This window comes from Endozoicomonas sp. SCSIO W0465 (assembly GCF_023716865.1).
GTDB lineage: Bacteria > Pseudomonadota > Gammaproteobacteria > Pseudomonadales > Endozoicomonadaceae > Endozoicomonas.
The window spans coordinates 4,851,191-4,865,961 of record NZ_CP092417.1; the positions used below are offsets into that span (position 1 = coordinate 4,851,191).

Below are 14,771 nucleotides of genomic sequence, written 5' to 3' on the forward strand. Positions count from 1 at the left end.
TCTGTGATCGTAAAATTGCTCACCCTCTTTACACCCAAAGAGATTGATAAGAAAGCCATAATAACAAAGGACAAGCAAATACCCGTTGAGCTTTCACCCTTCGATTTTTACATCGCCCCCTGTGTCAGCATAGTTGTCGCCTCTCCTGAAATTAGAAATCTCAACAGGGGGCGGTCTATGAGTAATCAATGGCCCGCTATTCAGAAGAGTTCAAAGAGTCCATCATTCAGAAGATGATGCCACCCAATAATGTGCCAGTTTCGCAGTTGGTACGTGAGACTGGTATCTCTGATGTGACCCTGTACACTTGGCGAAAGAAAGCAGTATCTAAAGGAGTGCCTGTGCCGGGCGACGGAAAGAATCCAGATCAATGGACAACTGAAAACAAGTTAGCCGTAATCATTGAAACGGCTGCGTTAAATGAAGCAGAAATGGCTGAATACTGTCGTAAAAAAGGTCTGTTTGCTGAACAAATTCAGCAGTGGAAGGCTGCCTTTATTAACAGTGTTTCTGTCCAGCCTGAAAGTCAGTCAAAACAGCGTAAGGCGCTGTCTGACGAACACAAAAAAGATAAGAAAACCATCAAAAAGCTTGAGCGTGAACTCAATCGCAAGGACAAGGCGTTAGCAGAAACTGCTGCCTTGCTGGTACTCACAAAAAAGGCCCAAGAGATCTGGGGGGCGCCAGAGGACGATTAGTCTCTCTCCCGGATCGACAAAATGCTGTTAGCCTGATTAAACAGGCAGTTAAAGATGGGGCTCGTCAGTCAAAAGCCTGCAAAGCCCTTGGTCTTACAGAAAGAACTGTACAACGCTGGATGCAGGGTGATGACGTGCGCGCAGATAATCGCAAAAATGCTGACAGGCCAGAACCGGTTAACAAGTTTTCTGAAGCTGAGCGACAGGCGATTGTTGACGTCTGTAACAGCGAGCGGTTCAAAAGCCTTCCGCCCAGCCAGATTGTGCCCACATTGTTAGATGAAGGTCTCTATATGGGGTCTGAAAGGACATTTTACCGGGTGTTGGAGGAAACAGGGCAACAGCATCATCGGGGCAGTGCTGCCAAGCCAAACAGGTATAAGCCAACGTCCTGGTGTGCTACCGGACCCAACCAGGTCTGGTCCTGGGATATTACCTATCTGCGCTCTCCGATACGGGGGCAGTTTTATTACCTGTACCTGGTGATAGACATCTTTAGTCGTATGATTGTTACATGGGAAATTCATGAAACCGAATCAGCTGAGCATGCATCAGAAATGATCACTAAAGCCTGTATCAAACAGGGAATTGCAGCCTTGGAGTGGCCACTGGTTCTGCACTCAGATAATGGTAGTCCCATGAAGGGTGGCACTATGCTGTCAACACTGCAGCGTCTTGGGGTCGTGAGCTCATTCAGTCGTCCCCGGGTCAGTGATGATAACCCCTTTTCCGAGGCCATATTCAGAACCCTGAAATACCGCCCTGGTTATCCGCGCACGCCATTTGCTGATCTTGAAGCAGCACGTAGCTGGGTGCATGGTTTTGCCCAATGGTACAACGAAGAGCACAAGCACAGTGGGCTGAAATTTCTGACACCCGGGCAAAGGCATCGTGGTGAAACCAAGGTGCTTATGGCTAACCGCAGAAAGGTTTATGAACAAGCCAAAGAACGTCACCCAGAGCGCTGGGGAAAGAGGTCAACAAGGAACTGGGATCTGGCTGATGAAGTCTGGTTGAATCCCGACAGACCTGCTGATGATCAACTAAGCAAAGCCGCTTAAGTTGAGGCGACAACTATGTTGACAAACACCGATCGCTGCAGCTAATGAGTTTGCCTGTACTTACCCGTGAACCAAATTTCAGAGAAAATAATCAGACAGCAGGCATCTGGTTATGCGGACGGAGTGTTAAACGGCAGTCTTTACAAATGGATAAGTTTCAACTTCGAACAACGAAGGCGCAATATGATATAGGCCAGTAATATTTCTCGCAATCCACCCAAAACACCAGAAAATATCTCTGAATATTACCCTTCCACTTTCCTTTAATATATTTAATTGATCTGGATCATTCGCATCTCAGCTTTGATTTTTTGTAACTATTCAGCACTGAGCAAAGGCATATTACAGTAATTCCGAACAGCTCTATGAAGTGATTGATATATGTCCATTCCCTGTTTTCTGGCAGACGACAAATAGCTGCGAATCCGTGCAAACATAGAACCACCGTCTGCACTCCTGAAGCAGCCTGAGATTTTCTGCTTTAACTTGGCCATTCGAACATCCCGCTCACTGCCATTGTTATCGAAGGGAATGGTAAAATCTGACATGAAGCGCAGTGTCTCAGCCTTGAACTCAGTGAGTCGTTTGAAGAGATTGTAAGCTTTAGTATTCTTGACTTTCTTGCGCTTAAGCTCCTCTCGTTGCTTCTCCATATAGACGACTTCTTTCATTAGAGCCCGCTGAAGCAACCGGTCATAAATCTTCTCGATTCGTTCACAGACAACACTTGGCATCTGTAGCATACCTATGGTCTTAAAGCCCTTGCAGTAATGCCAGGAAAGCCTCAGTAGCTTCATCAATCGCAACGCCAGTTGATTGCTGTCCCTATCAACAACACCCAAAAGCTCCCTCAGGTGATGGGCATTGCAAAGTACGTGAGTTGCCGCATATGCAAAATAGGATTTCCAATGATCATGAACCAGAACGCCTGCAAATGTTAGCAGTATGCCCATCGTGTCCATGGCCTCACGACCTCGCTTTTCAGACAAGTAGTAGAGCGTCCATTGTTCATCCCGCATAACGTGTAGCCAGTGCAAAGAGCCCTCGGCCCGCATACCCGTTTCATCGGCTCCGGCAACAGACGATTCCCGCAAGGCGTCACGAATAACCTCTTCAGTAGAAGCCAGATTTTCATAGGTTCTGGCCACAAAATTGGCGACAGTGCCTGCACTTACACTCATTTTATAGAGAGTATTAAAATACTCTGACACGCGCTTAAAAGGCAGGAAATGGTATTGGTTAAGATAGACGGCCATAGCCTGTGTGGCTGAGCCATATTGTGCGGCAGCGGTAACACCTTCCGGGAATTCAGCCTGATTCCGACAACCACAAGTGCAGATTTTTACTTCAGCTCTATGGGCCGTTACTTCAAATTCACCCGGTCTCCCTGGTTCAAACACCTGTCGTTCAATATATTTGACCGGCTCACTATCAAGAAGAGACGCCTGACATTTATTGCATTCTTTAACCGGAAGGTACTCAATATAGTCAGGGATATCGACCTGTTTAAGACAAGTGCCCTGATGCCCTTTCTTTCCACCGGCTTTATTACCAGAAGACTGTCTCAGACTTTTAGGATTGGGTTTTTCATCCGATGGATCGGTACCTTTATCTGCGGAAAGGTCGTCAGAATGATCTGGAGAATTACTGTTTTTACAAGGTTTTTGATAACCATCAGACGATGGCGGCTTGCTGCTGTTTTGACTGTTCTTGCCAACCTTTTCTTCCAATTCTCGACATCGCTCTTCCAGACAGGCAACTCTCATCCGCAGCTCTGCATTCTCTTTCAAGAGAATCTCAGCCGACATAGTTGCGGGTAGTTCTGGAATCATGCTGGCGAATATTGTGGAAAAATGGTGCTTAAGAGGATGGTATAAAAATCAGAAAATTCCAGATTTATGTGGGGGTGCTGAACAGTTACGATTTTTTAAAGTCTTTACACAAACATCATTTCAAATAGCAGTACAAAAAAGAGTCATCCATGAGTGTAACTGAAGCCCCTCCAATGCCGGAGGTGAAATCTGGCGATTCCAAGTTGATGAATCGCTTCCTGAACGCGGTTGAAAAGGCAGGTAACAAACTGCCGGATCCGACACTGCTGTTTCTTTATGGCCTGGTCATTGTCTGGGTTTTGTCTGCCTTAATGTCTCAGTTGAGCCTGGACATGACGCATCCGGCAACCGGTCAAGCTGTAGTGGTAAAAAACCTGCTGACAGGCTCCGCTCTTGCTGACTTTCTTGCCAGTATGGTTAAGAATTTTGCCGGCTTTGCACCCATGGGTATCGTACTGGTCGCCATGCTGGGCATCGGTGTTGCTGAAAAATCCGGGTTCATCACTACCGGCCTAAAGAAAATGTTGGGTGTAACCCCGTTAAAACTGTTAACCCCAATGCTGATCCTGGTTGCTATTATCAGCCATACAGCAGCTGATGCTGGTTATGTTCTGGTTATTCCCCTGGGTGGTATTATCTTCCACGCGGCAGGCCGTCATCCGATAGCAGGTATCGCTGCAGCATTTGCCGGTGTATCCGGTGGTTTCTCGGCCAACTTTATCCCGTCCGGTATCGACCCTCTGCTGCAGGGCTTTACCCAGTCTGCTGCACAGATTCTGGACCCATCTTTCCAGATGAATCCACTGGCCAACCTGTTCTTCACTGGCGCGTCCAGTATTGTCATCATCGCCATTGGCTGGTATGTAACGGACAAAATTGTTGAGCCACGTCTGCAGGCAAGCACCACTCTGGATGAAGATGCGGAGAAAGCACCTGACCTGAGCTCCTTTACGCCAGAAGAAAGTAAAGCATTCAATGCGGCCGGTCTGGCCATGCTGGCCGGTATTGCGCTGCTGGTTGCCTGTGTTATTCCTGAAACTTCTCCATTGCGCTCTGCGAACGGTGAAATCACTGCATTCTCAGCACCGTTGATGCAGTCTATCGTGCCTCTGATTTTCATCCTGTTTATTATTCCGGGCATCGTATATGGTAAAGTCTCTGGCACTTTCAAGACGTCTAAAGACACCGTGGTTGCCATGAACAGCACCATGTCCACCATGGGCTCTTACCTGGTTATGGCTTTCTTCTGTGCCCAGTTCCTGTACGCATTTTCACAGTCCAATCTGGGTACTGTATTGGCCCTGAGCGGTGCGGAAGTTCTGCAGGCCATGAACCTGCCTGGTGAAATTACGGTCATTGGTATGATCCTGCTGACCGCCACTGTTAACCTGGTCATTGGCTCTTCTTCTGCCAAATGGGCACTGATTGGTCCAATCCTGGTCCCGATGCTGATGGCGGTGGGTATCTCTCCGGAACTGTCGCAGGCGGCTTATCGTGTTGGTGATTCTGTTTCCAACATCATTTCTCCGTTGATGGTTTACTTCCCTCTGGTGGTCGTTTATTGCCAGCGTTATGTGAAGAATTCTGGTATCGGCTCTCTGGCTTCCATGATGATGCCATACTCCATCGCCATGCTGATCGGCTGGACCATCTTCCTGCTGGCTTACTGGGCACTGGGCTTACCTCTGGGTATCCAGGCTTCTTACACCTATCCGGCCATGTAATTTCCTACTCACTTGTTAAGGGGCTTCGGCCCCTTTTTTGTACCCTGAGTTATCGCTCTCTCCCACGGAACGTATTTGTTAAAAAAGAGTCTATGCTTCTATAGCCAGTTAATTAAGTGCTGTAGAGGACTACCCTTCGTGTTCAACCTGATGAAAATCATTGATGGAATGACCCCCACCAGCTGGATTATTGCCGCTATCTGTGTGTTTTCATGGATCATTATTATTCACTGCGCGGGCAAGGTGACCGAGAAGCGTTGGGGCGACAGAGAGTCCGGGGCACTGGTTGGATTTTTCCTGCCTGGCTTTGTCTTTATGGCCATGCTTTATTTTATGTAAGCCCAATCCACTCTCCTCTGCCGCCAGCATAATCAGGTGCCTTCAGGTAAATAATAAAGGCTCTATTTGATTTCCGAACTGCTCTGCAGTGAAAATTGGATGTGGACCACGCAATGTAAGGCTTGAGGGCAAATTGCCGAGCAAAGCTCTGAGAGCCTTTAATGATAAGTGCTTCAGCCAGGTTCAATCTGGGAACAGTCTGTAATCCAATAAGAGCCATAATAAATTTATGTTCATTCGTATTTGAAAAGTCCTCATTCTCTAACCAAACTTTATGGGTCCTATCACTACCATCTCATTGAGATAGCTTAACTTTCTCCCTCATCGGCTCCCCCGAAAATCACTGCATGGAATGAGGTAAGCATCTATGGCTAACACTTCCCCTACTAAAGCCAGCGCAACTAAACTTACGGTTTTTACGTTGGCCATCATGAACATCGTCGCGGTAGTTAGTTCTCGTCCAAAAACGCATCAGGCAATCATAATTAGATTGTACGTTCGTTTTGATATTTCCTGAAATTCCAGAGAGCCGCAAAAACTCTTCCCTTTTTTTCTCTAATCTGGGACGGATATTGGAGAAAAACGCGAAAAGCAGGCAGAAAACATCCTCCCACCATGCTGGAAAGGTACTAGACCACCGATAACCAGCAATGAGAATCAAAACGCTCAGAACCCTTGCAGTGGCAACGTGATAGCCCAAAACATCTCTTTAGCCACGAAATTCCCGCTTCAATACCTGCCCGGAAGCGAAAGAGCGTTTTATACACATACTGACTTTTAGTCATCTCTTCGACTTCAAGTCCGCGCTTCTTATTAAAAGCTACATCGCTGATTCCCATGGCCTTGGCTTTTTCCAAATTAGCGCGACACGCGTATCCGCTGTCACCGCTTGTCTGGTGAGGTACACGACCATAAATTTCTTTTTGTCTTTCCATCATCGGAATGAATTGGTCCGAATCCGCTGGGTTACCTTCCTCAATAACCAGGTCCAGGATCAATCGACTTTTTCCCTGAACCAGGTTCAGTTTATGGCCATACTGTACTTGCCGCCTGTCTTTTACGATGATATCCGTATGGGGTTCATACAGGCTAACCACTTTTTCCTGGGCTGGCACCTTTTCACCCTTAAAGACCCTGCGCTCTGTCTGGGAGACTATTGCATCCACCAGGGGTAACAGGTGATCCACATCGGCCTGCCACTTGTCGGCATCATCAGCCAGGAGACACTGCCCCTGCTGACGGGCGTTTGCTAGCGTGACAGTAGCTTCGATAAGTACCTTCCGGGATTTTCGGGTCAACTGCAGCAGTTTTTTATAATGCTGATGCCGCTCTTCTTTGCCAGCGTAGATGCATTTTCTGGCCGCATCTTTTACGGCTCGGTTGTGATGGGTATATTCATAAAGCGGTGTCGCTGTCAGTGTTTGTCCCCGTTCCAGCAGCCGACAAATTTCTTTAACGGAACTGGCTAAAAGATCACTGTCGCAAGGAGGTTTGATATCCGATTCGGTGACTGTGCTGTCAATAGCCACAGTGCGCCCTTTTTCAATACCCTGATCTTTAGCGGTCATTAGCTGACAGTTATTAATCCGTTCCCATGTAGATGCAGTAAGAAGGCTGATGAGCCCATGCAAACTGGAGCGACTGGGGCGCTGGTTTGGTTCGAGGCGACAAAAGTCTCGAAAGAGCATGGAGTCCATCAAAACAAACGACAAGTAGTCATAATCACAATTCAAATACTGTTTCAGGAGTGCCGCACGAAGAACGGATTCTGCTGATAGTCCGTTCCGCCCAGTGTTCTGTTTATCACCAGAACTTAAGTCCTCATAAATCCAGTCATTGAACTGTGGATGGGCGTCAAGCCATTGCGAGATACCGGAAAGCTGGGAGCAGATTTCATGAGGTACGTAATGGAGTTCCATACTACACTGCGGGTTGCGTTTTTTGCGCATTTGGAGTCCTCTGTTTTTGGCAATCCCTTATGTTTCTTGCTCTTGGGAAGTTTAGTCGCCAGATAGCAGTAGGGCTCCACTTAATTTTTCAGGATAAAATCTACAGTTTTCAATTGGTTGTGTTTTTGGACGAGAACTAGTTAGCCTTCGAGGCTTACCTGCGGAAGCTGAGTATGGGCTCAGTTCGGTTTTCTACTATATCTTTGCTGCCGTATTCTTTTTAATACCTGTATCGCTTGTTGCCGCCGAGCTGGCTACCGGCTGGCCCGAAAAAGGGGGTGTATTTCGCTGGGTTGGAGAAGCCTTTGGTCCTCAATGGGCTTTTCTGGCCATGTTTATGTTGTTTACCGAGGTTAGTGTCTGGTTTCCTACAGCCCTGACATTTGGTGCCGTTTCCCTGGCCTTTATTGGACCGGATCAAACCTGGGACCAGGCTCTCTCTGCAAATAAGTTTTTTGTCCTCGCCATTGTTCTGGCCATTTACTGGCTGGCCACTTTTATTGCCTTTCGAGGAGTGGGTGCCTTCTCAAAAGTCTCCAAATGGGGCGGTATGATTGGTACGATAATACCGGCTATCATTTTGATTGTTCTCGGGTTCAGCTACCTTGGCAGTGGTGAGCCCGTACACATTGAGCTCAAGTGGGCTGATGTCATTCCAGACTTCACCAACTTCAGCAATATTGTCCTCGCCGCCAGCATTTTCCTTTTCTATGCTGGCATGGAAATGAATGCAATCCATGTGAAAGAGCTGGATAATGCGTCCAAATCTTATCCAATGGCGATCGCTGTGGCATCCATCGGAACGGTAGCCATTTTTATTCTCGGCACTCTGGCTATCGGTTTTGTTATTCCACAAGCCGATATCAATCTGACTCAGTCATTACTTGTCGCCTATTACGATATATTTCACTGGGCCGGCATCGGATTTCTTGCGCCTATTATGGCCATTTGTCTGGCCATTGGCGTTCTGGCCGGTATTGTCACCTGGGTTGCAGGCCCTTCGTCCGGGCTGTTGACTGTTGCCAAGGCAGGGTATCTTCCGCGGTTCTGGCAGTATACCAACAAGCACGATATGGCAACCCATATCATGTTTCTGCAAGCGGGTATCGTGACCGTTCTGTCCATATTGTTTGTGGTCATGCCTTCGGTTCAGGCGACCTATCAAATTCTCAGTCAGCTCACCGTTATTCTTTATCTGGTGATGTATCTCCTGATGTTTGCTGCGGCCATCTATCTGCGCTTTTCCCAACCCAATCGTCCAAGACCCTATAGTATCCCCGGTGGCAGAGGCGGTATGTTCCTGGTCGCAGGCATCGGCTTTATCGGATCGTTGATTGCCTTTATCTTCAGTTTTATTCCCCCCGGCCAGATTGCGGTGGGAAGCCCAACCGCTTATGTTCTGATTCTGATCGCACTGACCATCTTCTTTGTTATTCTTCCGTTCATTATTTATGCCAACCGGAAACCCCACTGGAAGGACGAAGATTCTGACTTTGCGCCCTTTACCTGGGAACTGGAAAACACTCACCCCGGGTTGCCCAATGACTCTGATACCCATACTCCACACCTGACAGAGAAACATTTTCACTGGTTGCACAAAAAGAAGTCTGAACATAAAGGAGCGCAGTCATGAGCTTTAACACCACTGAACTGCAACACCTTGCGGATGAAGCCCTGAAACTCGGCAAGGCCTGTAACGAAGGGGCAAATGCAGACTACATTCCGTTTCTGGCCAGTGTGCCTTCCGATTTATGTGCCGTATCCATTTCCTGTTGTAACGGAAACATTATTCACAGTGGCGATTACGACTATGGTTTTGCCCTGGAATCCATCAGTAAAGTGTGCTCAATGTCGCTGGCCATGCAGCAAAAAGGCGCAGAGCAGGTCAGGGAAAAAATCGGGGCTGAACCAACAGGGCTCCCATTCAACTCGGTGATGGCGCTGACAGTACATCAAGACAAACCGCTGACGCCTCTGGTCAATGCGGGTGCCATGTCCACCGTCAGCTTTCTGGAGGCTCCCGATAAAGAGTCACGCTGGCAGATGATCCTCGACTTCCAGAGGAAAATGATGTCCCAAAACGTGCGGCTTTCGGATGACGTAAACACGTCCGAACAGGAGACCAACTTCCATAATCGAGCCATTGCCTGGCTACTGTATGCGGCGGGTAACTGCTTCAGTGATCCGATGGACGCCTGCGAAGTTTATACACGACAATGTTCAACCCTCATCAGTTGTGATGACCTGGCAACCCTTGGCGGAACATTGGCTAATGGCGGTGTAAACCCGGTCACTAAAGAAAAGGTCATCAATCCTGAAAACATTGCGCCCATTCTTGCCGAAATGACCATGGAAGGCATGTACGATTACTCGGGAGACTGGGCATTCCTGGTGGGTTTGCCGGGTAAGAGTGGCGTTGGCGGTGGCGTTGTCGCCGTCGTTCCGGGGAAGATGGCCATTGCCGGCTTCTCACCACCGCTGGACGAGGCTGGAAACAGTGCCAGAGCCATGAAAATGATTCGCCACATTGCCAACAACCTTAATCTCAGCGTTTACCAACCTTCTTAGCTTTAACCATTGCAGTGGGCAGGTGCCGACCTGTCCCCTCCTCATCGCAGAAAAGCCCGCAGCTTACCAAATAGCCTGTACTGTTCGCTGAACAACCCTCCTGCCACTGCTTCACTCAAAAAAACAACTACGCATTGCATTTTATTTTTTATATGCGAATATGCGCATATTCATATGTATGGGCGATTTTTATGTTACCCCATGAGTTTTTCAAAATGATGTCGGATGAAATCCGGCTCCGCTGTCTGCTTCTCATAGCCCGCCAGGGTGAGCTGAGTGTCTGTGAACTGGTGTCTGCCCTTAATGAGCCTCAACCGAAAATATCCCGACACCTGGCACAAATGAGAAACCACGGTTTGTTAAACACTCGTCGTAAAGATCAATGGATATTCTATTCTATAGCCAAAGATCTGCCCGGCTGGATGAACAAAATCGTTGATGGCCTGCGCCACTCAAAGTGTCTGAAGAGTGAGTACCAGCAGGATACCAACCGGCTGGAATCAATGTCCAACCGGCCGTCTTATTAAGGAGTAAAAAATGACTATCAAAGTAGGTATCAATGGCTTTGGCCGTATTGGCAGACTTGCTCTCAGAGCATCCTGGCACTGGCCGGACATTGAATTTGTAAAGATCAATGACGTGGCCGGGAGCAGTGCAACACTGGCTCACCTGCTGCAATTTGACTCTGTACAGGGAACCTGGCAGGAAACCATTTCATCCGACGACCAGCATATTTTCATCAATGGCCAGAGCATCAAATGCACTCAGGAAAAAGAGATCAGTGCCATCGACTGGTCAGACTGTGATGTGGTTATTGATGCCACGGGCGTTCACAGGGCAACAGCCAAACTCAACCAATACCTTGAGCAGGGCGTCAAACGAGTCGTCGTCACGGCTCCCGTTAAGGAAGAAGGTGTTCTGAATGTGGTTATGGGTGTTAATGACGGCCTCTATGATGCCAGCCAGCACCGTATCGTCACCGCAGCATCCTGCACGACCAACTGCATAGCCCCTGTCGTTAAGGTCATTCACGAAAACCTTGGCATTACCCGGGGTACTATCACCACGGTTCATGACCTGACCAATACCCAGACCATTCTCGATGCTCCCCATAAGGACCTGAGAAGAGCCCGTGCCTGTGGCATGTCCCTGATCCCCACAACAACGGGTTCCGCTACAGCCATCACCCAGATTTTTCCTGATCTGGAAGATCGGTTAAATGGGCACGCTATCCGGGTTCCCCTGGCGAATGCCTCAATCACTGATATGGTGTTTGACGTGGCCCGGGATACTTCCGTAAAAGAAGTTAATCAACTATTGAAATCAGCCGCCGGGGGCTCATTGAACGGCATTCTTGGTTATGAGGAGAGGCCGCTGGTTTCCATCGATTACCGTGGCGACCAGCGTTCTTCCATTATTGATGCACTGTCCACCATGGTGGTTGACCAGCGTATGGTCAAAATTTATGCCTGGTACGATAATGAAATGGGCTATGCCTGTCGTACTGCCGAGCTGGCGCTCAAAGTTGGCAGAGAGAACGCCTGATGACTGAGACTACCCCTGTTGAAACCCGGGTTGCAAACAGTAAAGAACTCCGGCAGCAGCAGATAAGACATTACGCGCTTGTCACGTTCAACTACTGGAACTTCACCCTGACCGATGGCGCCTTGCGCATGCTGGTGGTTCTCCACTTCTATTCGCTGGGCTATTCCGGCCTGGAAATTGCCATGCTGTTTCTCTTTTACGAGTTCTTCGGGGTAGTCACTAACCTGATTGGCGGCTGGCTGGGCGCCCGCATCGGCCTGAACAGAACCATGAATATCGGCCTGTTCATGCAGATCATCGCCTTGCTGATGCTGTCCGCCCCTTCAGGCTTCCTTTCCATACCTCTGGTGATGTTTGCCCAGGCTATTTCAGGTATTGCCAAGGACCTGAATAAAATGAGCGCAAAAACCTCCATAAAAAGCCTGGTCAGTAGCCAGCAATCTGGAAGACTGTATCGCTGGATAGCCATTTTGACGGGTTCAAAAAATGCCCTGAAAGGAGCTGGTTTCTTTCTCGGTGGAGCTCTGCTGAGCCTGGTTGGTTTTCAAAGTGCCCTGCTTATCATGGCTATTATGCTAGCCCTGGTACTGGCGGGCAGTCTGATTTGGCTGCAAAAAGACCTGGGCAAAGCCCGCAGTAAGCCCAAATTTACCCAGATATTCTCCAAGAGTAAGGCAATCAACATTCTCTCTGCTGCCCGTCTATTTCTCTTTGCTTCACGGGACGTATGGTTTGTTATTGCCCTGCCTGTCTCCCTGAGTTCCGTTTTTGGCTGGAGCCATATGGAAACGGGGAGTTTTATGGCTTTATGGGTGATTGGTTATGGTCTGGTCCAGGGTATTGCTCCAAAAATCACCGGCGCTGAGAGTCATCATACCCAAAGCCGCGCACCTCTTGCATTGTGGTCCGCAACGCTACTGCTGGTGTCTGTCCTGCTGGCACTGGCTATCACATTCCAGTGGTATCCACAGTCGAGCCTGATTATAGGACTGCTGATTTTTGGCGGGATATTTGCTATCAACTCATCACTGCACTCTTACCTGATTGTATCGTTTGCCAGGGAAGAAGGTGCATCCATGGATGTTGGCTTCTATTACATGGCCAATGCCATGGGGCGCTTAACCGGCACTGTGCTTTCCGGATGGGCTTTTCAATGGGGGGGACTGCAAGCCTGCCTGTGGATATCCTCTCTCTTTATCATGCTCACCGCTATCATTTCATTGGCGATGCCAGATTCATAGTCGGTAACTCCTACCGTTAGCCACAACTTTAAACAAACGGCTGCTCTCAGTTAGTAATGAGACCAGCCCCATCTCCCTTTGTTGTCACTGAGAACAGTAACAATAATTCAGCCATATCCAGATAAATTAACTGCGGGAGAGGACACGGGATTAACCAGCTCTAATGACCGATAACCGGTGTTGCTGTCAATAAAGCATACCTTCCTTTATTAATTGATAATATTTAACACATAGCAAGCCAAATAAACCGGGCAACCTTTATTTATTTAGTAACTATTCAGCACTGAGCAAAGGCATATTACAGTAATTCCGAACAGCTCTATGAAGTGATTGATATATGTCCATTCCCTGTTTTCTGGCAGACGACAAATAGCTGCGAATCCGTGCAAACATAGAACCACCGTCTGCACTCCTGAAGCAGCCTGAGATTTTCTGCTTTAACTTGGCCATTCGAACATCCCGCTCACTGCCATTGTTATCGAAGGGAATGGTAAAATCTGACATGAAGCGCAGTGTCTCAGCCTTGAACTCAGTGAGTCGTTTGAAGAGATTGTAAGCTTTAGTATTCTTGACTTTCTTGCGCTTAAGCTCCTCTCGTTGCTTCTCCATATAGACGACTTCTTTCATTAGAGCCCGCTGAAGCAACCGGTCATAAATCTTCTCGATTCGTTCACAGACAACACTTGGCATCTGTAGCATACCTATGGTCTTAAAGCCCTTGCAGTAATGCCAGGAAAGCCTCAGTAGCTTCATCAATCGCAACGCCAGTTGATTGCTGTCCCTATCAACAACACCCAAAAGCTCCCTCAGGTGATGGGCATTGCAAAGTACGTGAGTTGCCGCATATGCAAAATAGGATTTCCAATGATCATGAACCAGAACGCCTGCAAATGTTAGCAGTATGCCCATCGTGTCCATGGCCTCACGACCTCGCTTTTCAGACAAGTAGTAGAGCGTCCATTGTTCATCCCGCATAACGTGTAGCCAGTGCAAAGAGCCCTCGGCCCGCATACCCGTTTCATCGGCTCCGGCAACAGACGATTCCCGCAAGGCGTCACGAATAACCTCTTCAGTAGAAGCCAGATTTTCATAGGTTCTGGCCACAAAATTGGCGACAGTGCCTGCACTTACACTCATTTTATAGAGAGTATTAAAATACTCTGACACGCGCTTAAAAGGCAGGAAATGGTATTGGTTAAGATAGACGGCCATAGCCTGTGTGGCTGAGCCATATTGTGCGGCAGCGGTAACACCTTCCGGGAATTCAGCCTGATTCCGACAACCACAAGTGCAGATTTTTACTTCAGCTCTATGGGCCGTTACTTCAAATTCACCCGGTCTCCCTGGTTCAAACACCTGTCGTTCAATATATTTGACCGGCTCACTATCAAGAAGAGACGCCTGACATTTATTGCATTCTTTAACCGGAAGGTACTCAATATAGTCAGGGATATCGACCTGTTTAAGACAAGTGCCCTGATGCCCTTTCTTTCCACCGGCTTTATTACCAGAAGACTGTCTCAGACTTTTAGGATTGGGTTTTTCATCCGATGGATCGGTACCTTTATCTGCGGAAAGGTCGTCAGAATGATCTGGAGAATTACTGTTTTTACAAGGTTTTTGATAACCATCAGACGATGGCGGCTTGCTGCTGTTTTGACTGTTCTTGCCAACCTTTTCTTCCAATTCTCGACATCGCTCTTCCAGACAGGCAACTCTCATCCGCAGCTCTGCATTCTCTTTCAAGAGAATCTCAGCCGACATAGTTGCGGGTAGTTCTGGAATCATGCTGGCGAATATTGTGGAAAAATGGT

At 48.0% G+C, this 14,771-nt stretch carries 12 protein-coding genes; 9 read left to right on the forward strand and 3 right to left on the reverse strand.

The window, feature by feature from the left end:
* Positions 1–188: 188 nt before the first annotated feature.
* Positions 189–1,759 (forward strand): IS3 family transposase gene (locus MJO57_RS21790; RefSeq protein ID WP_252017319.1). Its coding sequence is split into 2 segments (ribosomal slippage): positions 189–663 and positions 663–1,759, totalling 1,572 coding nucleotides; the frame shifts between segments, so codons are not numbered across the junction.
* A 317-nt stretch (positions 1,760–2,076) separates the two neighbouring features.
* On the opposite strand, the gene MJO57_RS21795 is transcribed toward MJO57_RS21790, so the two are convergent.
* On the reverse strand, positions 2,077–3,591 hold the full coding sequence (locus MJO57_RS21795; protein ID WP_252017330.1) for an IS66 family transposase: 1,515 nt from the start codon (positions 3,589–3,591) through the stop codon (positions 2,077–2,079).
* On the opposite strand from MJO57_RS21795, the gene MJO57_RS21800 reads away from it, so the two are divergent.
* The 3 genes from MJO57_RS21800 to MJO57_RS21810 all read left to right on the forward strand — a co-directional run bounded on the left by MJO57_RS21800 (position 3,590) and on the right by MJO57_RS21810 (position 5,654).
* Positions 3,590–3,754, forward strand: coding sequence for a hypothetical protein (locus MJO57_RS21800; RefSeq protein WP_252018699.1), 165 nt, complete (start codon positions 3,590–3,592; stop codon positions 3,752–3,754). The genes MJO57_RS21795 and MJO57_RS21800 overlap by 2 nt on opposite strands.
* Positions 3,755–3,764: 10 nt before the next feature.
* Positions 3,765–5,315 (forward strand): AbgT family transporter, encoded by a 1,551-nt coding sequence (locus tag MJO57_RS21805; protein WP_252018700.1) that lies wholly within the window; start codon positions 3,765–3,767, stop codon positions 5,313–5,315.
* A gap of 138 nt (positions 5,316–5,453) precedes the next feature.
* Positions 5,454–5,654, forward strand: a complete 201-nt coding sequence (locus MJO57_RS21810) for a hypothetical protein (RefSeq protein ID WP_252018702.1) — start codon at positions 5,454–5,456, stop codon at positions 5,652–5,654.
* Between the two features lie 629 nt (positions 5,655–6,283).
* Here the strand turns inward: MJO57_RS21810 and MJO57_RS21815 are convergent.
* Positions 6,284–7,603, reverse strand: a complete 1,320-nt coding sequence (locus MJO57_RS21815; RefSeq protein ID WP_252018703.1) for an ISNCY family transposase — start codon at positions 7,601–7,603, stop codon at positions 6,284–6,286.
* 112 nt (positions 7,604–7,715) lie between these two features.
* Between MJO57_RS21815 and gadC the strand changes: the two genes are divergently transcribed.
* From gadC to arsJ, 5 genes are all read left to right on the forward strand, one after another.
* Positions 7,716–9,236 carry a putative glutamine/gamma-aminobutyrate antiporter GadC gene (gene gadC / locus MJO57_RS21820; RefSeq protein ID WP_252027090.1) on the forward strand — a complete coding sequence of 507 codons (1,521 nt, stop codon included), beginning with the start codon at positions 7,716–7,718 and terminating at the stop codon, positions 9,234–9,236.
* A complete protein-coding gene (gene glsA, locus MJO57_RS21825) occupies positions 9,233–10,171 on the forward strand; it encodes a glutaminase A (protein ID WP_252018704.1) in 939 nt (312 codons plus the stop codon). Before gadC ends, glsA begins: the two co-directional genes overlap by 4 nt.
* A 215-nt stretch (positions 10,172–10,386) precedes the next feature.
* Positions 10,387–10,698, forward strand: coding sequence for a metalloregulator ArsR/SmtB family transcription factor (locus MJO57_RS21830; RefSeq protein WP_256493366.1), 312 nt, complete (start codon positions 10,387–10,389; stop codon positions 10,696–10,698).
* 10 nt (positions 10,699–10,708) lie between these two features.
* Positions 10,709–11,716: an ArsJ-associated glyceraldehyde-3-phosphate dehydrogenase gene (locus MJO57_RS21835; RefSeq protein ID WP_252018705.1), complete on the forward strand. Its 1,008-nt coding sequence runs from the start codon at positions 10,709–10,711 to the stop codon at positions 11,714–11,716.
* Complete coding sequence (gene arsJ / locus MJO57_RS21840; protein ID WP_252018706.1) at positions 11,716–12,957, forward strand: organoarsenical effux MFS transporter ArsJ; 1,242 nt, start codon at positions 11,716–11,718, stop codon at positions 12,955–12,957. Before MJO57_RS21835 ends, arsJ begins: the two co-directional genes overlap by 1 nt.
* A gap of 273 nt (positions 12,958–13,230) precedes the next feature.
* On the opposite strand, the gene MJO57_RS21845 is transcribed toward arsJ, so the two are convergent.
* On the reverse strand, positions 13,231–14,745 hold the full coding sequence (locus MJO57_RS21845) for an IS66 family transposase (protein WP_252017330.1): 1,515 nt from the start codon (positions 14,743–14,745) through the stop codon (positions 13,231–13,233).
* Between the last annotated feature and the right edge of the window lie 26 nt (positions 14,746–14,771).